We start from the raw sequence: 21174 nt of genomic DNA, 5'->3' as shown, positions 1-21174 counted from the left end.
CTGCCTACCCGGACCTTGCCAGCCGCAGCCAGCCCTCCGGCGTGCGCACCACCCGCAGCGCCGCGTAATCGAGCACAGCCACCACATCGGTCTCCAGCGGCTGCCCATGCGTCACCGTCACCACCACGCTCTCCATCCCGGCAGCGGCCGCCGACTGCAAGCCCGCCAGCGTATCCTCGAATACCAGGCATGCCTGCGGCGCACAGCCCAGCCTGCGCGCGCCCAGCAGGAACGGATCCGGCGCCGGCTTGCCGCGCTCGACATCCTCGGCCGCCACCAGTACCCGTGGCAAGGGCAAGCCCGCCGCCGCAATGCGCGCCAGCGCCAGCGCCCGTGGCGCCGAGGTCACGATCGCCCAGCGCTCATTCGGCAGCGTGGCCAGGAAGGCCGCCACCCCGGCAACCGCCTCGACTCCCCCGACGTCCTCGATCTCGGCCGCCGTGATGCGCGCCGCTTCCGCCACCGGATCGATCCCGGGCAGGCCGACCCCGCGCACCGTTTCCTCGGTCCGCTTGCCGTGGATCGTCGGCAGGAAGGCGGCGACATCGAGTCCATGCCCCTCGGCCCAGTTGCCCCAGACGCGTTCGGCCGCCTTGATCGAGGTGAGGATGGTGCCGTCCATATCGAACAGGAAGGCGGCGAAGGCGCGCTCGGGCAGGGGTGCGGCAGTCATGGAAGCATCTTGATGCATGGGCGCGGCGATCAGGCCTTGGCGTCCTCGATCGACTTTCCCGAGGCAATCCATGTCTTGATCCACGCCGGCTGGCGTCCGCGTCCGCTCCATTGCTGGGCAGGATCGTCGGGATTGCGGTACTTGGCCGGAGCGGCGCCTTCCTTCGGTGTCTTCGGCATCTTGGTCGCGAGGAGTTTGTCGACCGATATGCCGGCGTTGCGGGCGATGTGAAGAATCTGCTCGCGCGCCTTGCTGATGCCGAGGAAGTGACGCGTCTTCAACTCGTCGATGACCTGGGCTTCCAGCGCGCGCAGCTGGGTGATCGAATATTTGGATAAATCCTGCATGCTTGTCCCTGGTTGGTTTGACAGACGAAGGTTGTACCCTGACAGGATACGGGAATCGGCGGAGGCCGACGCTTTCCAGGCGGACTCAATCGAGCTTGCGCTCGTAGCGGTCCTTGACCACCTGGCTGATGAACGTCGACAAGCCGCTGCCCAGCGTCGCCAGGCGCTGCATCTCGGCGATGTTGTCGGCGCCGGCGCTGCCGTCGGTATAGAGATAGCGTTCGCCCCCGGTAAATCGCACCGCGATCGAACGGTCGCCGATCTCGTAGGCCAGTACGCCCGACTCGCCGCTCAGGTTCTTGTAGCGCTGCATGCCCGTTCTCCCGTCATGAGTGGATACCCCAATTCTATGGGGATGCGCGCATGCAGGGATTTTCAAGCGTGCGCGGCTTGCCGGATGCGAATCAGCCTGCGCCGAGCAGGAGCAAGCCGGTCGCCCCCCAGGGCGTCAGGAGCCAGGCCAACGCGCCGCAGTTGATGACGACCGTGCCCCACAAGACCGTACGAAACGCTTCCTTCTTCGATTTGTGGCGCAGCAGATGCCTGGCCAGGAGCGCGCCCGGCCAGCCGCCGAACAGTCCGAGCATGTGCAGGGTACTTTCCCGGGTGCGCCACCGATTGTGCCGGGCCGCGGATTTGTCGAGCGCATAGGCGACGAATGCAACCGCGCTCAGGCCGAGATAGAGACCGAAAACGAGACGCGGCAGTTTGCCGGCAAATACCAGCATGGCGACCAGCGCGAGGAAGCCTCCCGCGACGGCGATCGCGCACGTTCCTGTCGCCAGGGCCGCCGGCCGTGCAGCCCGGCCGTGAGCGACGGCGACCTGCCCGGCGCGCCGCTGGCCTTGTTCGTTGGTGTCCAGTTCGTAGGTGACGAGCATGTCCTCGGCAGGACGGATTCTCCGGCTGGAAAACGAGGTCACATGAACGAAGACGGCCGGTCCCCCCCCATTCGGCGTGATGAACCCGAATCCTTGTTCGTCTTTCCAGGAAGTGATTTTCCCCATGTGGCGGGGCGGTTTCCGTGCGCTCACTGTCCGACTCCCGCTCTGGTGAAAAGAATATGATAAAAGATTTTTCTGGGATCGACTTTTAGCCGGCGCCTGCCCCTTCCGCGAACAAGGTCGTGCGCGCATTGGTGCTGATTGCCAGCGTCGCCGGATGACGCAGGCGCCGCTCGGTCGTGATCGCGTACACCTGTTCCACCACCACGTCGATCCGGCCGAGCGCGACGACGCCGTACTGGCCGATGACTTGCGCGGCGATGGCCGTCGGCGCAAAAAAGACGCCGGCGCCGGACTGGCCGAAGGCTTTCATCATGGCGCTGTCGTCGAACTCGCCAACCACGCGCGGGTGCACCGCCTGCTGTTCGAGCCACTGCAGCAGGCGCTGCCGAATCGCGAAATCCTCGCCGGGCAGCAGCATCGGCGCCTCATGCAGGCAGGCGGGGAATCGCGGCCCCAGCGCGGCGGCCAGCGCAACGCTGGCGAAGACCGTCATCGGGCTTTCGCCGAGCAGGTGGTTGTAGGCGCGGACACTGAAGTGAGGCGGGATCGGCCGGTCGGCAATCACCAGGTCGAGGCGGTGCACGGCCAGCTCCGCCACCAGGTTGTCGAGCCTGCCCTCGCGGCAGATCAGGCGCACCGGCTCGGGCAGCGTCAAGGCCGGTTCCACCAGGCGGCAGGCGATCAGCTTGGAAACGGAATCGGCGCAGCCGACCCGGAACGACACCGTCGTGGCCAGGCGCTTGTCGCGCACCAGTTCGAGCAGCTCGTCGCCGGTCGTGAAGATGTCTTCGGCGTAGCGCATGATGCGCCGGCCGGCATCGGTCAGTTCCAGGTTGCGCCCGGCGCGGCGGAACAACTCCACGTCGAGGCTCTGGGCGAATTCGGACAGCTGCCCGGAAATCGCATGCGGCGTCAGGTGCAACTGGGCGGCGGCCTTGGCAATGCTGCCGGTCTTGCCGACCATCCAGAAATAGCGCAAATGCTTATAGTTGAGGGTGGACATGGGATTTCCATACATCGTAAAAATCGATGTCTGATGGAATCATATTCGATTTGTGCGAGGCGAGTGGCATGCCTATAGTCGAGATACCCACTTACAGGAGAACAATCATGCGTATGACGATTCAAGCAAATGGCTTCGCGCTGACGGGCGCCCTGCGCGCCTACACCGAGCAGCGCCTGGCGACCGCGCTGGGCTGGGCCCGCACGCACATGCGCAAGCTGGTCGTGTCGCTGTCCGATATCAACGGCCCGCGCGGCGGCGTCGACAAGCGCTGCAAGATCCAGGTGCGGCTCGGCAGCCGCGACGTCATCGTCGAGGATACCGGGGCCGACCTGTATGCGGCCATCGACCGCGCCGCCGGCCGTGCCGACCGCGCCCTGGTGCGCCAGGTCGAGCGCACCCGCGATTTCCCCCGCGAGCGCATGCCGGCCCAGCACGACAACATGGGCACCGCGGCGCTCACGCAGCCGCCGCCGCCGCCGTCCCGCAACGTGCCTGACGCCTGATAGGAGCGCACCATGAATGGATTGGAAAGCATTGCAAGCGGCCCGATGTGGGCCGCGTTCGTCGGCTTTGTCATCGTCATGCTGGCCCTCGACCTGTTCGTCTTTGGCGGCAACAAGGCGCACAAGGTCAGCGTCAAGGAGGCCGGCATCTGGTCGCTGGTCTGGGTCAGCCTGGCGCTGCTGTTCAACGGCGGCCTGTGGTGGTACTTGAAGGGCACGGTGGGCGCCGACATCGCCGACCAGAAGGCGCTCGAGTTCTTTTCGGGCTACCTGATCGAGAAGGCCCTGTCGGTCGACAACGTGTTTGTCTTCCTGCTCATTTTCACCGCGTTCCAGGTGCCGCAGCAATACCAGCGCCGGGTCCTGATCTACGGCGTGCTGGGCGCCATCGTGATGCGCGCCATCATGATCAGCGCGGGCGCGTGGGTAGTGAGCGAATTCAGCTGGGTGCTCTACCTGTTCGGCGCCTTCCTGCTCTATACCGGCCTGCGCATGCTGGTGGCGGTCGACCAGGAGCCGGACGTGGCCAACAACCCGGTGCTGCGTTTCGCGCGCAGGCACTTGAAGGTGGCCGAGGGCGACCATGGCGAGCGCTTCTTCGTCACCAGGGGCGGGGCGCGCTACGTGACGCCGCTGTTCCTGGTGCTGATCCTGATCGAGGTCACCGACCTGGTGTTCGCGGTCGATTCGATCCCGGCCATTTTCGCGATCACGACCGACCCGTTCATCGTGTTCACCTCGAACATGTTCGCGATCCTGGGCCTGCGTGCGCTGTACTTCCTGCTGGTGGACGTGGCCGACCGCTTCCACTTGCTCAAGTATGGCCTGGCGATGGTGCTGACCTTCATCGGTACCAAGATGCTGATCATGCCGTGGTATCACGTGCCGGTGCAGGCGTCGCTGACGACGGTGGCCGTGCTGATCGCCGGCAGCTGCATCGCCAGCCTGTTCATCGCGAAAAAGGAGGGAGCGAAGTAAGCGCCATGCGGCAGGCCCGGTACCGGGCCTGCCGCCGCGCCGGTGGAACAGGCGCTCAGTCCTTCAGTTGTCCGCGCACGCGTTCGATCGCCTTGCGCACCTGGTTCGGCGCGGTACCGCCGACGTGGTCGCGCGCGGCGACCGAACCCTCCAGCGTCAGCACGGCGAACACGTCCTCGCCGATCAGCGGCGAGAACGTGCGCAGCGTTTCCAGCGACATCTCCGACAGATCGCAGCGCGCGCTGTCGCAGGCGCGCACCGCATGCGCCACGGCTTCGTGGGCGTCGCGGAAAGGCAAGCCCTTTTTCACCAGGTAATCGGCCAGGTCGGTGGCGGTGGCATAGCCCTGCAAGGCGGCGGCGCGCATGTTCCCGGCGTTGACGGTGATGCCGGTGGCCATGTCGGTGAAGATGCGCAAGGTGTCGAGGACGGTGTCGACGGTGTCGAACAGCGGTTCCTTGTCTTCCTGGTTGTCCTTGTTGTAGGCCAGCGGCTGGCCTTTCATCAGGGTCAGCAGGGCGGTCAGGTGGCCATACACGCGGCCGGTTTTGCCGCGCGCCAGTTCCGGCACGTCCGGGTTTTTCTTTTGCGGCATGATCGAGGAACCAGTGCAGAAGCGGTCGGCGATGTCGATGAAGCCGATACGCGGGCTGATCCACATGACCAGTTCTTCCGACATGCGCGAGATGTGCATCATGATGAGGGAAGCCGCTGCCGTGAACTCGATCGCGAAATCGCGGTCGGAGACGGCGTCGAGCGAGTTGTGGCAAACGTCCTCGAAGCCGAGCTTGTTCGCCACGCGCAGGCGGTCGATCGGAAAGGTGGTGCCGGCCAGTGCCGCCGCGCCCAGCGGCAGGCGGTTCACGCGGCGGCGCGCATCGCGCATGCGCTCGCAATCGCGCCCGAACATCTCGACATAGGCCAGCATGTGGTGGCCGAAGGTGATCGGCTGCGCCACTTGCAGGTGGGTAAAGCCCGGCAGGATGGTGTCATGGTGGCGCTCGGCCAGGTCGGTCAGCGCGCCGCGCAGCGTGTTCAACAGGGCGATCACGTCGTCGATCGCCGCGCGCACGTACAGGCGGATGTCGGTGGCGACCTGGTCGTTGCGCGACCGGCCCGTGTGCAGGCGCTTGCCGGCGTCGCCCACCAATTCGGTCAGGCGCTTTTCGATATTCAGGTGCACGTCTTCCAGGTCAAGCAGCCACTCGAAGCTGCCGGCCTCGATCTCGCTTTTGATCTGCGCCATGCCGCGCTCGATCTCGGCGCGGTCGGCTTCGCTGATGATGCCTTGCGCGGCCAGCATCTCGGCGTGCGCGAGCGAGCCCTGGATGTCGAACATGGCCAGGCGCTTGTCGAAGAAGACCGAGGCCGTGTAGCGTTTGACGAGGTCCGATACGGGTTCGGAGAAGCGCGCCGACCAGGCTTCGGCTTTTTTGGAGAATTGTTCGTTCATGGTGGGTTCCAGTGGGATTTATTCGATTATAAACCCCAGCACGGAAGCGCTTGCCGGCGCCGGCGGCGCCGGACAAAGACGATTAAAATAGACAATTATTCAACTATTAACATGTGCGAACCGAAGGAGCAGACGATGACACGATGGCGCAGCCTTTGCCTTGCCGCGGCACTCACGGCCGGCCCGGGCGCCGGCATGGCGGCCCAGCAGGCCCAGCCGGCGGCGCCGGTGCCGGCCGCGCCCGCCCAGCCGGCACCGGCGAAGGAAGCCGACGGCGCGTCGGTCGACAGCCTGGTGGCCGCCTTGTACGACGTCATTTCCGGGCCGGCCGGCGCACCGCGCAACTGGAACCGGATGCGCGCCCTGTTCGCGCCCGATGCGAAACTGATGGTCGTCACCCCGAACCGCGAGGGCGGCTACGCCCTGCGCGCGCTGACGGTGGAGGACTATATCAGCCGCAACATGAGCGCCTTCAGCAGGAATGGCTTCTACGAGCGCGAAATCGCGCGCACGACCGAGGCCTTCGGCCAGCTGGCGCACGTGTTCAGCACCTATGAATTGCTGCGCTCGCCGAACGATCCGAAGCCCTTCATGCGCGGCATCAACAGCATCCAGCTGGCGCACGACGGCAAGCGCTGGTGGATCGCCAACCTTGTCTGGCGCGCCGAAGACGCCGGCCTTGCGCTGCCGGAACGCTATCTGCAAAGCCGCCCAGAAACGGTGGTGAAGCCTTAGCGAATCGTACTTGTCGTTTGTGCAAACGGCGCTAGAATTGGTGTTTTAGCCAGATCGGCCAGTCAGATGACTACCAACGATTCCAGCTTCGAGGTCAGCACCGACCAGTCGCGGCTCGACATCCCGATGATCTACCGCTTCCTCAGCGAACAGTCGAGCTGGGCGGTAGGGATCTCGCGGCCCGTCGTCGAGCGCGCCATCGAGAATTCCTTGTGTTTCGGCGGCTACCTCGACGGCCGCCAGATCGCCTTTGCCCGCGTGATCACCGACTTCGCCACCTTCGCCAACCTGGTCGATGTGTTCGTGTTGCCCGAATACCGCGGCCACGGCTACGGCAAGCAACTGGTGGCGGCCGTGCTGCGCCATCCGAGCCTGCAGCGCTTGCGGCGCTTCATGCTGGCGACGAACGACGCGCAAGGCTTGTATGAACGCTTCGGTTTCACTACGCCGCGCAATCCGGAAACGCTGATGGAGCGTTACTTCCCCAACATTTATTTATCCTGAGAAGCATCAATACGGCGACGTCTTTCCCGACACAGGCTTATGATTTGTCGTGTTCGAGAAGGAGCGCCCTATGTGGCCCATCGCCGGTTGTGTTGCGCTTGCCGTTTCCTTGCTGACCGCCGCGGCCCAGGCCGCCGAAGTGCCGGCCGCAAAGGGTTCCCTCGTCATCATCGGCGGCGCCCTGCGTCCCGATAACGCCGCCGTCTGGGAGCGCATCGTCCAGCTCGCGGGCGGGCAGGGCGCCCGGATCGCGGTCTTCGCGTCCGCTTCCGCCAATCCCGAACGCGCCGGCGCCGCCCTGGTCGAACGCCTCAACAAATACGGCGCCAATGCCTTCTTCGTCCCGGTCGCCGTGCGCCTGACCGGCACCGACTACCAGGCGGCGGCCGACAATCCCGAACTGGCGATGGCGGTCCGCTCCGCAGGCGGCGCCTACTTCGCCGGCGGCGACCAGGCCCGCATCACGCGCGCACTGCGCCGTCCCGACGGCAGCAACACGCGCATGCTCGACGCGCTGTGGGACCTGTACCGGCGCGGCGGCGTCATCGCCGGCACCAGCGCCGGCGCGGCCATCATGAGCAGCACCATGTTCGGCTATCCGAAGCCCGTGCTCGCCACCTTGAAGCTGGGCCTGACCGACGGCCAGGAAATCACGCCCGGGCTCGGCTTCATCGGCGACGACGTGTTCGTCGACCAGCACCTGCTGGTGCGCGGGCGCTTCGCGCGCATGCTGCCGGCCATGCTGCAAAAGGGCTACAAGCTGGGCCTGGGCATCGACGAGAACACGGCGATGGTGGTCGGTCCCAACCGCGAGGTCGAGGTGCTCGGCTACAAGGGCGCGCTGGTGGTCGATCTCTCCGGCGCGAATGCCCGCCAAGGGCCCTTCAACGTCAGCAACGTGCGCCTCAGCTACCTCGACAACGGCGACCGCTTCAACATCGCCACCCACAGTTTCACGCCCGCGCCCGACAAGGCCGACGGCCGCCTCGACCCGGCTCGGCCGTACTACCGCGAGCCGCTGTTCTCGGCCGACATCCTCGGCAACAGCACGGTGGTCGACCTGATGGGAAAGCTCATCGACAGCGACCAGCCGGAAGCCATCGGCCTCACCCTCGACAGCCCGCACGGCGTGCAGCCGGACCTGGGCTTCGAATTCAAGTTCTCGCGCACGGGCGAGAGCGTCGGCTACATGTCGGCCACGACCGAAGCCTATTCGGTCTACAACGTGCGGCTCGATATCCGGCCGATCGTGGTCAAGCGGCCGCTGTACCAGTACAAGTAAGGCGGCATCGTTCAGGCAGCGTGCACCCGCGCGCCTGTCTTGCGGTAGCGGCCCGGCGCCTGCATGCCATGCGCGTGGAAGTGGCGCCGCAGCGATCCGGCCGAACCAGCCCCGCCAGGTCGGCCACCGCCTCGACACCGAGCGCCGGGCGCGTTGCCAGCAACCGCGCCGCAAGTGCGATGCGTTCGCGTACCAGCCAGGCCAGCGGCGGCAAGCCGGTGGCCTCCCTGAAGCGGCGCTGGAAGGTGCGCGTGCCAATGCGCGCGCGGGCCGCCGCCGAGGCCACCCTTGCGATTCGAGCGGATATGCTCGCGTACCCAGTCCATGGCCGGCGCGATCCGGTTGGCATCCGCGTCGGGCAGGGGGCGCAGCACCAGTTGCCGCTGGTCGCCGTCGCGGTGCGCCGGCATCACCAGCCGCTGCGCCACCCGCTTCGTCACTTCCGGCCCGTAATCGCCGCGCACCCCATGCAGCAGCATGTCCAGGCCGGCGGCCGAGCCGGCCGAGGTGATCGTGCCATCGTCGTCGATATACAGCACGCCCGCTTCGATGGCGACCTGCGGAAATCGGGCACCGAGGCGCTCCAGGTGGCGCCAGTGGGTGGTGGCCCTGCGGCCGTCGGGACGGCGATGGTAGCGGCCGTGGCCAGTTCCTCCAGCCCATGCGGCGCATGCACGGTCAGGCCGCCCATCGCGCGCAAGGGCCCGGGCTCGGCGGCGCAGACGGCATGGCTGTACCAGGCGACGCCCAGCTCCGGGCGATCGAGCGCGAACAGTTGGATGGCACAGCCGAATTCGAAGGTGCACAAGCCGTCGTAGGCGAGGATGGCGACGTGGTGGGGCATGGCGCGACGTTAGCAGGTTCTGGCATGCATGCCGCTGCCGTCCGGGGGCGGCGCGGCGCAGACTGGCATCGCTATCAAAGCGGAGAAAGAGATGAACTCATTGGTCAGTGCCATTCCCGCCGCATCCGCCGAAGGGTTTACGCTGGTCGCCGGTGCTGGTGCCTTGCCCGCGCTTGCCAGCCATCAGCTTCACGATCAGTCATCGGTGTGTGGCGCTCCCACGGTGCGTCGTCAGTAGCTTCTCAGGCCCAGGGTTGGTATTACAATCCCGGCGTTCCCACGTTGCAAGGATAACCGATGCTTTCGCTCCTTTTCCGCTGGCTGGTCGCCGCGAGCGTCCTGATTCACTGCGCTGCGCATGCGCAGACCCAGGCGCGGCCGGCCACCGTGCGCGTCGACTACACCCATAGCGGCAACGCGCTCTCCGATACCTATGCGCTGGAACAGGTGCTGATCGAGCCGCTGCCCTGGCCGGGCGACACCGCGCGCAGCCTGGACAACACCAACCGCGGCCAGAACCGGGTCGAGGTGGCCGACGCGAAGACGGGAGATCTACTGTATTCGCGCGATTTCTCGACCATCTTCGGCGAGTGGCGCACCACCGAAGAAGCCAGCAGGATCAGCCGCAGCTTCAGCGAATCGGTCCGCTTTCCGAAACCGGACCGCCCGGTCAAGGTCCGCATCTTGAAACGCGACGATCGGAATGCCTTTTCGGTGGCCTGGAGCGTCGAGGTCGACACCGATGCGCCGGACGTCGCCAGGAAGCAGCCGCCGGCGCCCGCCGCGCCGATCCCGATCCACGTGAGCGGACCGTCGCCACGGAAGGTCGACTTGCTGGTGCTGGGCGACGGCTATACGCAAGCGGAGATGAAGAAGTTCGAGCTCGATGCGCGGCGCCTGGCCGCGCACCTGTTCACGGTCTCGCCCTTCAAGGAGCGCGCCGCCGATTTCAACGTCTGGGCGCTGGCCGTGGCGACGAGCGAGTCGGGCGTGTCGCGCCCGTCCGCCGGGGTGCACCGCGCCTCGAAACTCGGCACCCGCTACGATATCTTCGGCAGCGAGCGCTATGTGCTCACGCTCGACAACCGCGCCCTGCGCGAGATCGCCCAGCATGCGCCCTATGAATTCATCGAGATCCTGGTGAACAACGAAACCTATGGCGGCGGCGGCATCTTCGGCCAGTTCAGCACGGCCGCGGCGGGCAACGAGTGGGCGCCGTATCTGTTCGTGCACGAATTCGGCCACCATTTCGCGGGACTGGCCGACGAGTACTACACCTCGCCGGTGGCGTATGCGGCCAGCAGCGCACGCATGGAGCCGTGGGAGCCGAACGTCACGGCGCTGCGCGACCCGAACCAGCTGAAATGGAAGCGCCATGTGAAGGCGGGCACGTCGCTGCCCACGCCCTGGCCGAAGGCAGCCTACGAGGAAGCCTCGCGCGCCTACCAGAAGCGGCGCGCCGCGCTGCGCGCCCAGAACCGTCCCGAGAGCGAAATGAATGCCTTGTTCCGCGAGGACCTGGCGCGTACCAATGCCTTGTTCGCGAAGCAGGCGCACCGCCACACGATCGGCGCCTTCGAGGGCGCGAACTACGAGGCGAGCGGCTACTACCGGCCGGCGATGCAGTGCATCATGTTCGACCGCAGCGAGGCGTTTTGCCCGGTATGCCAGGACGGCATCGCCGACGTCATCGACCTGTACGCGGGGCCGGCACGCCCGTGAAACCGGCTCGGTGTCGCTCGGCAGTGGTTTGTGTGGTGGCGAACAGACCGGTCCTTCGGGCACGCCTATTCTAGGGTCAGAAGTATTAAAAAATGAAGCAAGTGCGGGCAACAGACCCGCGCACCACCACCGCTTTGAAAGGACCCATCATGAACAAACTGATCCTCACCCTGGTCGCCGGTGTCGTCGCCACCAGCGCCTGTGCGCAGACCGCCACCACGACCACCACGACGACCACCGCCCCGGTAGCGGTCACTGCCCCGGCCCCGGCCACGACCGCGACGACTGCGACGACGGTCGACGCGGACAACGCCAAGGCCATCGTCAAGGCCGAAGCGCGCGCCGAAGTCGATGTCGCCAAGGCCGAAGCGAAGGAAATGAAGGTGGTGGCCAAGGCCGACGAAAAGGCCGCCAAGGCCGTCGCCGATGCGCAGGAAAAGAAGGCCAAGGCGCATGCCAAGGCCGTGAAGGTGCACGCGAACGCGGCCGAGAAGGTCACCAAGGCCGATCCGGAAGACCGCGCCAAGGAGATCGCCAAGGCCGAAGAGAAGGTGTCGGAAGCGAACCTGAAGGCCGAGAAGACCATGATCAAGGCCGACGAGAAGGCGCTCAAGGTGCAGGTGGGCGCTGCCGCCGACAAGGCGACCGCTTCGGCCAAGACCGAGCAGGTGCGTGCCGAAGCGATGGCCGACGTGCACAAGGCAGCGGCCAAGAAGTAATCGGGTCGCTGTCAAAGGAAATGCCGGCGCGAGCCGGCATTTTTCGTTTCAGCGATACGATCGGCGGTTTATTCCCCGGTCGCGCGCATCGCCAGGTCGGTCGCCTTCAACTTCTGCGACAGCGGCTTGCCCTTGCGTGCCCGCTTGCCGAAGTGCGGCTCCAGCCCCGAGGCGAACAGCTCCACCGTGCGCGGCTTGGAGCCGGCCCAGGTTCCGATCACGTTCAGGCCCTTCTGGCTGATTGGTTGCGCCGCCAGCAGCTTCTCTTTCGGATCGAGCTCCATCAGCGTCACGCCGCGCCCGCCGTTGGTCAGTACCTTCATCTCGTCGATGCCGAACACCAGCACGCGGCCATTGCCGGACAGGCAGGCGATCGCGCCGGCGGCGTCCGGGACGATCCGCGGCGGCAGCGGCACGGCGCCGTCGTCCAGGGTGATGAAGGACTTGCCGCCTTTCAGGCGGCTGACCATGTCGCCCGCCTTCGAGATGAAGCCGAAGCCGTTCGAGGCCGCCAGCAGCAGGCGCGTGTCGGCGGGGCCGGCGAAATAGTGCAGGATGCGCACGGCGCGTCCAGGCACGCCGCCCGACAAATCCACCAGCGTCGTGATCGGCACGCCGTCGCCGCGCGCGCCCGGCAGCACGGCCACCGGCACCGAATAGGTCTTGCCGTTGTCGCCGATGCCCACCAGCGAATCGACCGTGCGGCACTCGAAGGCGCCGTACAGCGAGTCGCCCGCCTTGAAGGTGAACTGGGCCGGGTCGTGCCCGATGCCGGTACGCGCGCGCACCCAGCCTTTTTCCGAGATGATCACGGTCACCGGCTCGTCGACGATCTTCTGCTCGGCCACGGCCTTTTGCGCTTCCTCGATCACGGTGCGGCGCGCGTCGCCGAACTGCTTGGCGTCCGCCTCGATCTCGCGAATGATGGTGCGCTTCATGGTCGACGGATTGGCCAGGATGTCTTCCAGCTTTTCCTTCTCGCCGCGCAGCTGCGCAAGCTCCTGCTCGATCTTGATCGCTTCCAGGCGCGCCAGCTGGCGCAGGCGGATCTCGAGGATGTCCTCGGCCTGGCGTTCCGACAGCTTGAACTCGTCCATCAGCGCCGCCTTCGGTTCATCCGCATTGCGGATGATGGCGATCACCTTGTCGATGTTGAGCAGGACGATCTCGCGCCCTTCCAGGATGTGGATGCGGTCGTTGACCTTGCCCAGCTTGTGCTCGGTACGGCGGCGCACGGTGACGAAGCGGTAGTCGATCCACTCCTGCAGGATGTCGGCCAGCCCCTTCTGGCGCGGACGGCCGTCGCCGCCGATCATCACCAGGTTGATCGGGGCCGAGGTTTCGAGCGAGGTATGCGCCAGCAGCAGCAGCATGAATTCGTTCTGGTCCTGGTTCTTCGACTTCGGTTCGAACACCAGGCGCACCGGCGCGTCGCGGCCCGATTCGTCGCGCATCGTGTCGAGCGCATTGAGGACGGTCTGCTTGAGCGCGATCTGTTCCGGCGTGAGCGTCTTCTTGCCCAGCTTGACCTTGGGGTTGGTGATCTCTTCGATCTCCTGCTGCACCCTGGCCGCCGAGGTCCCGGGCGGCAGCTCCGTCACCACCGCCTGCCACTGGCCGCGCGCGAGTTCCTCGATCTTCCAGCGCGCGCGCACCTTCATCGAACCGCGGCCGCTGGCGTACATGTCGGCGATGTGCGCGGCCGGGGTGATGATCTGGCCGCCGCCCGGGAAGTCCGGGCCGGGCACCAGCGTCATCAGCTCGGCATGCGCGATCTTCGGGTTGCGGATCATGGCCACTGCCGCATCGGCCACTTCGCGCAGGTTGTGCGAGGGGATCTCGGTGGCCAGGCCGACGGCGATGCCCGAGGCGCCGTTGAGCAGCACCATCGGCAGGCGCGCCGGCAGCGTGCGCGGCTCCAGGGTCGAGCCGTCGTAGTTCGGCTGGAAGTCGACCGTGCCCTGGTCGATCTCGTCCATGAGCAGGCGCGAGATCGGGGTCAGGCGCGCTTCGGTGTAGCGCATCGCCGCCGCGCCGTCGCCGTCGCGCGAGCCGAAATTGCCCTGGCCGTCGATCAGCGGATAGCGCAGGGAAAAGTCCTGGGCCATGCGCACCAGGGCGTCGTACACCGACTGGTCGCCGTGCGGGTGGAGCTTGCCGAGCACGTCGCCGACCACGGCGGCCGACTTGCGCGGTTTCGCCGTCGGGCCGAGACCGAGTTCGTTCATCGCGTACAGGATGCGGCGCTGCACCGGCTTCTGGCCGTCGGCGACGTCGGGCAGGGCGCGGCCCTTGACGACCGAGACCGCGTAGTCGAGATAGGCGCGCTCGGCGAAGGTCGACAGGGTCAGTGTTTCGATGTCGTCGGCCGGCTCGGCGGCTTGTTCGAAGAGATTTGCTTGGATCGTCATGATTGAGTGTGTTCGATTGGTTCGGTGGCGGACTGCCAGCCCATCAAATATCCGCTTCCGTCTCGTTCCCGTGTTCTTCGATCCAGGCGCGGCGCGCGGCGGCTTCGCCTTTGCCCATCAACATGTTGAAGCGCGCGCTCGATTCACCATGATCGAAGCCGCCCAGGGCCACCGGCAGCAGGCGCCGGGTATCCGGATTCATCGTGGTTTCCCACAGCTGCTCGGCGTTCATCTCGCCCAGGCCCTTGAAGCGGGAGATGTTCCAGCTGCCTTCCTTGAGGCCGTCCTTTTTCAGCTTGTCCTCGATCGCCAGCAGTTCGCCGTCGTCCAGGGCGTACAGCTTTTGCAGCGGCTTCTTGCCGCGCGGCGGCACGTCGACCCGGTACAGGGGCGGACGCGCGACGCAGATGTGGCCATGCCTGAACAGGGCCGGGAAATGCTTGAAGAACAGCGTCAGCAGCAATACCTGGATATGCGAGCCGTCGACGTCGGCGTCCGACAGGATGCAGATCTTGCCGTAGCGCAGACCCGACAGGTCCGGCGAGTCGCCGTGCGCGTGCGGGTCGACCCCGATGGCGACCGAAATGTCGTGGATCTCGTTGTTCGCGAACAGGCGGTCGCGGTCGGTTTCCCAGGTGTTCAAGACCTTGCCGCGCAGCGGCAGGATGGCCTGGTATTCCTTGTCGCGGCCCATCTTGGCCGAGCCGCCGGCCGAGTCGCCCTCGACCAGGAAAATCTCGTTACGCGTGAGGTCGGTCGATTCGCAGTCGGTGAGCTTGCCCGGCAACACGGCCACGCCCGAAGACTTTTTCTTTTCGACTTTTTGCAGCGAGCGCATGCGCGACTGCGCCTGCTTGATGACGAGTTCGGCCAGCTTCTTGCCGTATTCGACGTGCTGGTTCAGCCACAGTTCAAGCGGCGGCTTGGTAAACGTCGAGACGAGTTTCACGGCGTCGCGCGAATTCAGGCGTTCCTTGGTCTGGCCCTGGAATTGCGGGTCCAGCACCTTGGCCGACAGCACGAACGAGACGCGTGCGAACACGTCTTCCGGCAGCAGCTTGACGCCTTTCGGCAGCAGGCCGTGCAGTTCGACGAATCCTTTCACGGCGCCGTACAGGCCGTCGCGCAGGCCGGACTCGTGCGAGCCGCCCGAGGGCGTCGGGATCAGGTTGACGTAGGATTCGCGCACCACGCCGCCTTCCTCGTTCCAGGCCACGACCCAGGCCGCGCCTTCGCCTTCGGCGAAGTTCTCGTCGCCGGCGGAGGCGTAACCGGCGCCCTCGAACAGCGGAATCACGGTCTGGCCGCTCGCGCCCTGGTTCATGGCTTCGACCAGGTAGCCGCGCAGGCCTTCGTCGTAGCGCCAGGTCTGCACGTCGCCGGTCCTGGCGACCGTCAGCGTGACGGTCACGCCCGGCAGCAGCACCGCTTTCGAGCGCAGCAGGCGCACGAGGTCGGCCATCGGGATGTTCGGCGAATCGAAGTACTTCGGGTCCGGCCAGGCAGTGACGCGGGTGCCGTTCTTCTTGCCGCCGCGCTCGAAGGGCGCCGAGGTCAGCGGTGCGATCACTTCGCCGTCGGCAAAGACCAGGCTGTGCACGCCGTTGCCGTCGTCCGTCTTGCGCCAGACCGTGATTTCCAGGCGCGTCGAGAGCGCGTTGGTGACGGAGACGCCGACGCCGTGCAGGCCGCCCGAGAACGCGTAGGCGCCGCCGGAACCCTTGTCGAACTTGCCGCCGGCGTGCAGGCGCGTGAACACGATCTCGACCGTGGAGACGCCTTCTTCCGGGTGGATGCCGACCGGAATCCCGCGCCCGTCGTCCTCGACGGTCACGGAGCCGTCGACGTTCAGGGTGACGCCGATGTTGCTGCAGTAGCCACCGAGCGCTTCGTCCGAGGCGTTGTCGATCACTTCCTGGATGATGTGCAGCGGATTCTCGGTCCGGGTGTACATCCCCGGGCGCTGCTTCACGGGTTCGAGTCCCTTGAGGACACGGATGGAGGATTCGCTGTAGTCGGGTGCGGGTTTCTTGGTTGCCATGCTGATCAGTGTTTTTTCGGAAGCCTGCGTATTTTACTTTGTCGTTATCTTGTCGGAGGGAAAAAGCAGGAAGGGCGTAACGGATTGTTCTTGTCAACGTGGGGAAACGTGACTAGATTGGTACGCAAGGTTGCCACGTCAAGCGGCCCCGAGAAACCGTTGAGCAAAAAAGGCGCTGGCCCGCAGGCATACTGTACATGTGTACAGTATTTCTTGCAAGCCGGCCGGCATTTGCGCAACAGCCCCGGTGCGCGGCGTCGCACGTTCTGGTGGACATCATGCATGCACATAAAATCCCGACCGCCGTGCGCCTGCTCGGATTTGCCACGGCCGATGCCGCACGCATGGCGGCGCTGCTCGGATCGGCCCCGCCTGCCGGGCCCTCGTACCTGTGCCTGCATGAGGACAGCCTGCAAGAGCCGGACATCGTCCTGGCCGACGGCACCAATCCCGCGGCCCTGGCCTGGCTGGACAACATGCGCTGCGCCCCGCCCGCGCTGGTGATCGGCGGCCCGGCCCATGGCGGCTACGAGCACTTGCCCGCGCCGCCGGAGCCGGCGCTGCTCTACGAGAGCCTGATCCGGCTGCTGGCCGAACGGCGCCGCGCGCTGGCGCTGCTCAGTGCGCGCGGCGAGCCGCTGCTGGCCGAACGGCGGCGCCGTCCGCGCCTCGGCCCCGACGCCGGCTGCGCCGCCGAACGCCAGCCGCCGCGCGAGGGCAAGGTGCTGATCGTCGACAAGGGCGGCGCCTTCCGCGACCACCTGGCCGGCCTGGTCGGGCCGCGCCGCCTGGCGATCGCCTGGACCGACAGCGCGCCAATGGCGGTGCGCCTGTGCGACGAAACGCCGGTCGCGGTGGCGATGATCAATACCGCCGCCCCCGGCATCGATCCGTACGACCTGAGCCGGACCATCAAGGCCCAGGCCGGGGCCGGGCGCACGGCCGTCGTGCTGCTGGTCGGCCGCACCTTCGCCTACGACGGCGAACTGGCGCGCGGCGCCGGGGTGCGCGGCTTGCTCGACAAGCCGGTGGGCGACCGCAGCCTGGTCTGCATGCTGCAGCGCCTGACGTCCCTGGCCGAGCTGCCGGCTTGAGCGCTCAGCCGGTGTCATTTTGTTACAACTTCGAATCGTGCGCGGCAATGGCAGGGCTATATTTGGGCCATGGCAGACGACCAACCACAGCGCGGCGGCGAGATGCCCGGCCCGCCGCTGGAAAACCGTGAGGATGCACCGCAGCGCATTCCCGACCGCCGCGCGGCCAGCGGCACGCCGCGCTACCAGCGCCCGGGCGATACGCCCTTCGCCCTGGCCGGGCGCGTGCTGCGCTCGCGCTGGCGTGCGCTGCGCGACCGCTTCAGCCGCGACTTCATGCGCCGCACCCTGCGCATCGGCGTCTCGGCGCGCATCTTCCATCCCGAACCGGGCTCCACCGGCCTGCGCAGCAAGAACCTGCAATATCTCGAAGAATCGATCGCCCAGTGGGTGATGTCGCGCGACGTGCTCGTGTTCATGATCCCGACAGTCAACACGAACGGCCTGCTCCATCCCAGCAACATCACCCTGCGCCATTATGCGCGCCACCTCGACGGCCTGGTCTTGCAGGGCGGGGCGGACGTGTCGCCGCAAACCTATTCCGAGTCGCCCACGCGCCCTGAATGGAACGGCGACCGCGCGCGCGACCTGTACGAACTCGAACTGCTGCACGAATTCGTCGAGGCCGGCAAGCCGGTTCTGGGCGTGTGCCGCGGCTGCCAGCTGATCAACGTCGCCTTCGGCGGCACGCTGTACCAGGACGTGGCGACCAACGTGCCGGCCGCGCTGGCCCACGTGCACACCGACTACGACGCGCACCGGCATGCGATCGAATTCCCGCCGGGTTCATCCCTGGGCCGCATGTTCCCGCATGCCGGGCGGCCGATCGTCAATTCGATCCACCACCAGGCGGTCAAGGAACTCGGGCGCGACATCCGGGTCGAGGCGATGTCGTATCCCGACGGGATCGTCGAGGCGATCCGCTACGACAAGGCGGACTTCGTGATGGGCCTGCAATGGCACCCGGAGTTTCACCGGGCGGGCGGGACGGACCTGCTCGACTGCACGCCGGTGCTGGATGAATTCCTGAGGGCGGCGCGCGAGACCCGGTTATAGGACCCGGGCACGCGACCCTCGCACGCAGGCGCAAAACCGCTTGCATCCGGTCGGCCCTTTGATCATAATGAATGAGAATCATTCTCATTCACGACCGATCAAAAGGACCGCCATGAAAGATCCATTCGCAGACATCGCCATCCCGACCCATGGCATGCAGCAGCGCGAGGCCGTCATGCTCGCTTCCCTGCTGCACTTGATGTCGCACTACACCGCGCGCGACGAGCAAGACAAGCCCTGCGTGCGCCTGGCGTCGGTGATCGAGCGCCACCTGTGCGCGCTGGCCCGGCTGCCCGAGCTCGATCCGGTGCTGCGCGCGACCTGCGAGCACCTGTGCGAGCGCTGGGCGGCACTGGTCGACGCGGGGATGCCGCGGCCGGTGAAGCGCAACTTCATCGAGCGCATCATGCGCTCGAGCAGGGTGGGGACGAGTCCGGTCTAGGAAGCCTCGCCCTCACCTGCGCTGGAATCTTCGCTCGCCGCGGAACCAGTGGATCGCCGCATGCACCATCCCCTCGACGCTCCCCTGGCGCTCGTACTGCTGGCGCAGCAAGGCCGCGTCGCTGCCGCCGGCGGCGGCCACGGCCAGGTGATGCAAGCCATCGAGGCTCCCGAGCTTTTCCGCATACGGCGCCATCCTGGCCAGCGTCGCCAGGATGTCTTCGCGAATCGACACGTTGTCGTAGCTTTTCGGATGCGTGATCGTTCCCTCCAGCCCGAAGCGGCAAGCCTGGAAGCGGTTGTAGTTATAGACCAGGTAATCGTCCTCGGCCGGCGGCGCCTCGGTGCGCTCGAGCAGGTAGCTGCACAGCGCCTGCAAATAGGCCGCCAGGCTCGCCGCGCGTTCGACCGTGAGCGGCGTGTCGCACACGCGCAGCTCGATCGTGCCGTACTCGGGTTTCGGGCGCAGGTCCCAGTAAAAATCCTTCATGCTCTTGACGATGCCGGTGCGCTCCATCTTCGCGTAATAACTCGATTCGAATTCGGCCCAGCCGAGCGTGAAGGGCGCGCGGCCGCTCATCGGGAAGGCGAATACGGAATTCAGGCGCGCCGAATCGAACAGGCTGTCGTGGCCCTGGACGAATGGGGACGAGGCGGACAGGGCGATGAAATGGGGGATGTAGCGGTTCAGTGCATGCAGCAAGTACATGGCGTCGTCGCCATTGTCGCAGCCGATGTGCACATGCTGGCCGAAGACGGTGAATTGCTTGGCCAGGTAGCCGTACAGGGACGACAGGTGCTCGAAGCGCGACTTCGGGAAAATCTTCTGGTCCGACCAGTGCTGGAAAGGGTGGGTGCCGCCGCCGGCAATGCCGATATTGAGCTGGTCGCCGGCCGCGACCAGGGTGTCGCGGATCTCCTGCAGCTCGGCCAGCAGCGGGGAATAGGCCGCATGCACGCTCGAATTAATCTCGATCATGCTCTCGGTGATCTCGGGCGTGACGTTGCCGGGGAAGGGTTTGCGCGCCAGCAGGTGCAGCAAGTCCGGGCTGGCGGCGGTGAGGTCGAAGTCGGACAGGCTGACCAGCTGCAGTTCGAGTTCGACGCCGAAGGTCAGCGGCGTCGACCGGGTGAACGGTTCAAGCGGCATGCTTGACCTCCGGTGCGGGCCTGGTAACCTCGCGGGCCCGGACCAGGGCGCGCTGGAGGATGATCGGGCCGAACACTTCCAGCAGCATCGTGACCGCTGCCACCGAGCGCAATTGTTCGACCACGTGCACGCCGGCCATGCGCGCGTGTTCGAGCAGCAGGATGACGAACACCGACAGGGGCGCCAGCGCCACTCCGGCCAGCGCGCCCTTGCGCCAGGTGATGCCGGACAGGTGGGCAAAGGCCATCACGCCGGCGGTCTTGGTCAGCAGCCGCACCAGCACGATCACCACGGCCAGCAAGCCGCCGGCGGCGACCTTTTGCCAGTCGAGGGTGGAGGCGGCGAAGACGAACAACAGCACGGTGAGGAGTTCGCCGAGCGCCCCGAAGCCGCGCTGGGCCTGGCTGAAGGCGACGCGCCGGTGGCGCGCCACCAGCCCGAAGGCCAGGGTCGCGACCACCGGCGACAAGCCGCCCGCGTACGAGATGGCCACCAGTAGAATCACCGCCAGGGCAAAGGCCACGGTCGCATCCTGGCGCGGGTTGCCGATCGCGCGCAGCAGCGCCGGCACGGCCAGGCCGAACACGGCGCCGCTCAAGAGCGACACGGCCAGCACGACCAGGCTGTTCCAGATGGCGTCGCCCAGGTTGTCGAAGGTGCGGAAGATCCAGAAGCCGACGACGACATTGAACGCGAACACGGCCAGCACGCAGTTCTGGGCCGTCAGATGCAGCACGCGCTCGGTCACCTGGCCCGAGCTGCGCTGCTCGTTAATCACGCGCACCACGGTGGCGGGCGAGGTCGCCATCGAGAGCGAGGCCAGCATCAGCGCGGTCAGTTGCGGGGTGCCGAAGGCGGTCGCGACCAGGTAGACGGCAAGGAAGGTGGCGAGCGATTCGACCAGGCCGCTGATGCCGATCCAGGGATTGGTGCGCAGCCAGCGCAGGTTGATGCGGTAGCCGAGCTCGAACAGGATCAGGCCGAAGGCGACGTCGGCCAGCATCGGCACGGCGCCGCCGTCGGCGCTCGGCAGGATGCCGAGCTGGGGGCCGGCCAGCGCGAAGCCGACCAGGCCATAGAAGCTGATGCGCGGCAGCCCGGTCCAGCGCTGTCCGAATTCGCCGGCGATCCAGGCGACGGCGATCGCGAACGGCCACGCGAGGCTGGTCAGGATCGGCAACAGCGCTTGCATGCAGGCTCCTTGAAAA

General features: G+C 66.4%; 21 protein-coding genes and 1 pseudogene. 11 read left to right on the top strand and 11 right to left on the bottom strand.

The window, feature by feature from the left end; translation table 11 throughout:
- Positions 1 to 4 precede the first annotated feature (4 nt).
- The 5 genes from ACFPOU_RS09955 to nhaR all read right to left on the bottom strand — a co-directional run bounded on the left by ACFPOU_RS09955 (position 5) and on the right by nhaR (position 3030).
- A complete protein-coding gene (locus ACFPOU_RS09955; RefSeq protein ID WP_379720089.1) occupies positions 5 to 673 on the bottom strand; it encodes an HAD-IA family hydrolase in 669 nt (222 codons plus the stop codon).
- Between the two features lie 29 nt (positions 674 to 702).
- The gene (locus tag ACFPOU_RS09950; protein ID WP_379720086.1) at positions 703 to 1020 is read right to left on the bottom strand and encodes an H-NS histone family protein; all 318 of its coding nucleotides are present in this window, start codon (positions 1018 to 1020) and stop codon (positions 703 to 705) included.
- Positions 1021 to 1105: 85 nt separating this feature from the next.
- Positions 1106 to 1333 (bottom strand): hypothetical protein, encoded by a 228-nt coding sequence (locus tag ACFPOU_RS09945; RefSeq protein WP_379720083.1) that lies wholly within the window; start codon positions 1331 to 1333, stop codon positions 1106 to 1108.
- Positions 1334 to 1424: 91 nt separating this feature from the next.
- Complete coding sequence (locus tag ACFPOU_RS09940) at positions 1425 to 2027, bottom strand: DUF1294 domain-containing protein (RefSeq protein WP_379720080.1); 603 nt, start codon at positions 2025 to 2027, stop codon at positions 1425 to 1427.
- Positions 2028 to 2112: 85 nt separating this feature from the next.
- A complete protein-coding gene (gene nhaR, locus ACFPOU_RS09935) occupies positions 2113 to 3030 on the bottom strand; it encodes a transcriptional activator NhaR (protein WP_379720077.1) in 918 nt (305 codons plus the stop codon).
- 113 nt (positions 3031 to 3143) lie between these two features.
- Here nhaR and ACFPOU_RS09930 point away from each other — a divergent pair, with 113 nt between their 5' ends.
- Positions 3144 to 3536 (top strand): HPF/RaiA family ribosome-associated protein, encoded by a 393-nt coding sequence (locus ACFPOU_RS09930; protein ID WP_379720074.1) that lies wholly within the window; start codon positions 3144 to 3146, stop codon positions 3534 to 3536.
- A 12-nt stretch (positions 3537 to 3548) separates the two neighbouring features.
- Complete coding sequence (locus ACFPOU_RS09925) at positions 3549 to 4514, top strand: TerC family protein (RefSeq protein WP_379720071.1); 966 nt, start codon at positions 3549 to 3551, stop codon at positions 4512 to 4514.
- 55 nt (positions 4515 to 4569) lie between these two features.
- Here the strand turns inward: ACFPOU_RS09925 and argH are convergent, their stop codons facing one another.
- A complete protein-coding gene (gene argH, locus ACFPOU_RS09920) occupies positions 4570 to 5967 on the bottom strand; it encodes an argininosuccinate lyase (RefSeq protein ID WP_379720068.1) in 1398 nt (465 codons plus the stop codon).
- Between the two features lie 135 nt (positions 5968 to 6102).
- On the opposite strand from argH, the gene ACFPOU_RS09915 reads away from it, so the two are divergent.
- From ACFPOU_RS09915 to ACFPOU_RS09905, 3 genes are all read left to right on the top strand, one after another.
- Complete coding sequence (locus ACFPOU_RS09915; protein ID WP_379720065.1) at positions 6103 to 6702, top strand: hypothetical protein; 600 nt, start codon at positions 6103 to 6105, stop codon at positions 6700 to 6702.
- Between the two features lie 66 nt (positions 6703 to 6768).
- Positions 6769 to 7206 carry a GNAT family N-acetyltransferase gene (locus ACFPOU_RS09910; protein WP_379720062.1) on the top strand — a complete coding sequence of 146 codons (438 nt, stop codon included), beginning with the start codon at positions 6769 to 6771 and terminating at the stop codon, positions 7204 to 7206.
- A gap of 70 nt (positions 7207 to 7276) precedes the next feature.
- Complete coding sequence (locus ACFPOU_RS09905) at positions 7277 to 8488, top strand: cyanophycinase (protein WP_379720059.1); 1212 nt, start codon at positions 7277 to 7279, stop codon at positions 8486 to 8488.
- A gap of 11 nt (positions 8489 to 8499) precedes the next feature.
- Here ACFPOU_RS09905 and ACFPOU_RS09900 read toward each other — a convergent pair.
- A pseudogene (locus tag ACFPOU_RS09900) lies at positions 8500 to 9332 on the bottom strand (helix-turn-helix domain-containing protein).
- 28 nt (positions 9333 to 9360) lie between these two features.
- Here ACFPOU_RS09900 and ACFPOU_RS09895 point away from each other — a divergent pair.
- The 3 genes from ACFPOU_RS09895 to ACFPOU_RS09885 all read left to right on the top strand — a co-directional run bounded on the left by ACFPOU_RS09895 (position 9361) and on the right by ACFPOU_RS09885 (position 11773).
- Positions 9361 to 9570 (top strand): hypothetical protein, encoded by a 210-nt coding sequence (locus ACFPOU_RS09895; protein ID WP_379720056.1) that lies wholly within the window; start codon positions 9361 to 9363, stop codon positions 9568 to 9570.
- A gap of 59 nt (positions 9571 to 9629) precedes the next feature.
- Positions 9630 to 11054 carry an IgA Peptidase M64 gene (locus ACFPOU_RS09890; protein ID WP_379720053.1) on the top strand — a complete coding sequence of 475 codons (1425 nt, stop codon included), beginning with the start codon at positions 9630 to 9632 and terminating at the stop codon, positions 11052 to 11054.
- Between the two features lie 149 nt (positions 11055 to 11203).
- Entirely contained in the window at positions 11204 to 11773 is a 570-nt protein-coding gene (locus ACFPOU_RS09885; protein WP_379720050.1) for a hypothetical protein, read from the top strand.
- 68 nt (positions 11774 to 11841) lie between these two features.
- Here ACFPOU_RS09885 and parC read toward each other — a convergent pair whose 3' ends face one another.
- Both parC and ACFPOU_RS09875 read right to left on the bottom strand, forming a co-directional pair.
- On the bottom strand, positions 11842 to 14184 hold the full coding sequence (gene parC / locus ACFPOU_RS09880; RefSeq protein WP_379720047.1) for a DNA topoisomerase IV subunit A: 2343 nt from the start codon (positions 14182 to 14184) through the stop codon (positions 11842 to 11844).
- A gap of 43 nt (positions 14185 to 14227) precedes the next feature.
- Complete coding sequence (locus tag ACFPOU_RS09875) at positions 14228 to 16225, bottom strand: DNA topoisomerase IV subunit B (RefSeq protein WP_379720044.1); 1998 nt, start codon at positions 16223 to 16225, stop codon at positions 14228 to 14230.
- 278 nt (positions 16226 to 16503) lie between these two features.
- Here ACFPOU_RS09875 and ACFPOU_RS09870 point away from each other — a divergent pair, with 278 nt between their 5' ends.
- From ACFPOU_RS09870 to ACFPOU_RS09860, 3 genes are all read left to right on the top strand, one after another.
- On the top strand, positions 16504 to 17319 hold the full coding sequence (locus tag ACFPOU_RS09870) for a PleD family two-component system response regulator (protein WP_379720041.1): 816 nt from the start codon (positions 16504 to 16506) through the stop codon (positions 17317 to 17319).
- 102 nt (positions 17320 to 17421) lie between these two features.
- Positions 17422 to 18375 carry a gamma-glutamyl-gamma-aminobutyrate hydrolase family protein gene (locus tag ACFPOU_RS09865; protein ID WP_379720365.1) on the top strand — a complete coding sequence of 318 codons (954 nt, stop codon included), beginning with the start codon at positions 17422 to 17424 and terminating at the stop codon, positions 18373 to 18375.
- Between the two features lie 112 nt (positions 18376 to 18487).
- Positions 18488 to 18817, top strand: coding sequence for a hypothetical protein (locus tag ACFPOU_RS09860; RefSeq protein WP_379720038.1), 330 nt, complete (start codon positions 18488 to 18490; stop codon positions 18815 to 18817).
- Between the two features lie 12 nt (positions 18818 to 18829).
- Here the strand turns inward: ACFPOU_RS09860 and ACFPOU_RS09855 are convergent, their stop codons facing one another.
- Together ACFPOU_RS09855 and ACFPOU_RS09850 are read right to left on the bottom strand one after the other, a co-directional pair.
- The gene (locus ACFPOU_RS09855) at positions 18830 to 19966 is read right to left on the bottom strand and encodes a YbdK family carboxylate-amine ligase (protein ID WP_379720035.1); all 1137 of its coding nucleotides are present in this window, start codon (positions 19964 to 19966) and stop codon (positions 18830 to 18832) included.
- On the bottom strand, positions 19956 to 21158 hold the full coding sequence (locus tag ACFPOU_RS09850) for a cation:proton antiporter (RefSeq protein WP_379720032.1): 1203 nt from the start codon (positions 21156 to 21158) through the stop codon (positions 19956 to 19958). Before ACFPOU_RS09850 ends, ACFPOU_RS09855 begins: the two co-directional genes overlap by 11 nt.
- Between the last annotated feature and the right edge of the window lie 16 nt (positions 21159 to 21174).

Origin of the sequence: Massilia jejuensis, assembly GCF_042656795.1 — a bacterium.
GTDB lineage: Bacteria > Pseudomonadota > Gammaproteobacteria > Burkholderiales > Burkholderiaceae_D > Telluria > Telluria jejuensis.
Note: the sequence above shows the minus strand (reverse complement) of the source record. Positions and strands in the feature narration are given on the sequence as shown.

What these genes read in the sequence shown, in the direction of transcription:
- ACFPOU_RS09940 (WP_379720080.1), bottom strand. Translation starts at nt 2,027, where the DNA reads ATGGGGAAAATCACTTCCTGGAAAGACGAACAAGGATTCGGGTTCATC.
- ACFPOU_RS09930 (WP_379720074.1), top strand. Translation starts at nt 3,144, where the DNA reads ATGACGATTCAAGCAAATGGCTTCGCGCTGACGGGCGCCCTGCGCGCC.
- ACFPOU_RS09870 (WP_379720041.1), top strand. Translation starts at nt 16,504, where the DNA reads ATGCATGCACATAAAATCCCGACCGCCGTGCGCCTGCTCGGATTTGCC.
- argH (WP_379720068.1), bottom strand. Translation starts at nt 5,967, where the DNA reads ATGAACGAACAATTCTCCAAAAAAGCCGAAGCCTGGTCGGCGCGCTTC.
- ACFPOU_RS09910 (WP_379720062.1), top strand. Translation starts at nt 6,769, where the DNA reads ATGACTACCAACGATTCCAGCTTCGAGGTCAGCACCGACCAGTCGCGG.
- ACFPOU_RS09865 (WP_379720365.1), top strand. Translation starts at nt 17,422, where the DNA reads ATGCCCGGCCCGCCGCTGGAAAACCGTGAGGATGCACCGCAGCGCATT.
- ACFPOU_RS09885 (WP_379720050.1), top strand. Translation starts at nt 11,204, where the DNA reads ATGAACAAACTGATCCTCACCCTGGTCGCCGGTGTCGTCGCCACCAGC.
- ACFPOU_RS09895 (WP_379720056.1), top strand. Translation starts at nt 9,361, where the DNA reads ATGCCGCTGCCGTCCGGGGGCGGCGCGGCGCAGACTGGCATCGCTATC.
- ACFPOU_RS09890 (WP_379720053.1), top strand. Translation starts at nt 9,630, where the DNA reads ATGCTTTCGCTCCTTTTCCGCTGGCTGGTCGCCGCGAGCGTCCTGATT.
- ACFPOU_RS09945 (WP_379720083.1), bottom strand. Translation starts at nt 1,333, where the DNA reads ATGCAGCGCTACAAGAACCTGAGCGGCGAGTCGGGCGTACTGGCCTAC.
- ACFPOU_RS09855 (WP_379720035.1), bottom strand. Translation starts at nt 19,966, where the DNA reads ATGCCGCTTGAACCGTTCACCCGGTCGACGCCGCTGACCTTCGGCGTC.
- ACFPOU_RS09875 (WP_379720044.1), bottom strand. Translation starts at nt 16,225, where the DNA reads ATGGCAACCAAGAAACCCGCACCCGACTACAGCGAATCCTCCATCCGT.
- ACFPOU_RS09915 (WP_379720065.1), top strand. Translation starts at nt 6,103, where the DNA reads ATGACACGATGGCGCAGCCTTTGCCTTGCCGCGGCACTCACGGCCGGC.
- ACFPOU_RS09850 (WP_379720032.1), bottom strand. Translation starts at nt 21,158, where the DNA reads ATGCAAGCGCTGTTGCCGATCCTGACCAGCCTCGCGTGGCCGTTCGCG.
- ACFPOU_RS09860 (WP_379720038.1), top strand. Translation starts at nt 18,488, where the DNA reads ATGAAAGATCCATTCGCAGACATCGCCATCCCGACCCATGGCATGCAG.
- parC (WP_379720047.1), bottom strand. Translation starts at nt 14,184, where the DNA reads ATGACGATCCAAGCAAATCTCTTCGAACAAGCCGCCGAGCCGGCCGAC.
- ACFPOU_RS09955 (WP_379720089.1), bottom strand. Translation starts at nt 673, where the DNA reads ATGACTGCCGCACCCCTGCCCGAGCGCGCCTTCGCCGCCTTCCTGTTC.
- ACFPOU_RS09950 (WP_379720086.1), bottom strand. Translation starts at nt 1,020, where the DNA reads ATGCAGGATTTATCCAAATATTCGATCACCCAGCTGCGCGCGCTGGAA.
- ACFPOU_RS09905 (WP_379720059.1), top strand. Translation starts at nt 7,277, where the DNA reads ATGTGGCCCATCGCCGGTTGTGTTGCGCTTGCCGTTTCCTTGCTGACC.
- ACFPOU_RS09925 (WP_379720071.1), top strand. Translation starts at nt 3,549, where the DNA reads ATGAATGGATTGGAAAGCATTGCAAGCGGCCCGATGTGGGCCGCGTTC.
- nhaR (WP_379720077.1), bottom strand. Translation starts at nt 3,030, where the DNA reads ATGTCCACCCTCAACTATAAGCATTTGCGCTATTTCTGGATGGTCGGC.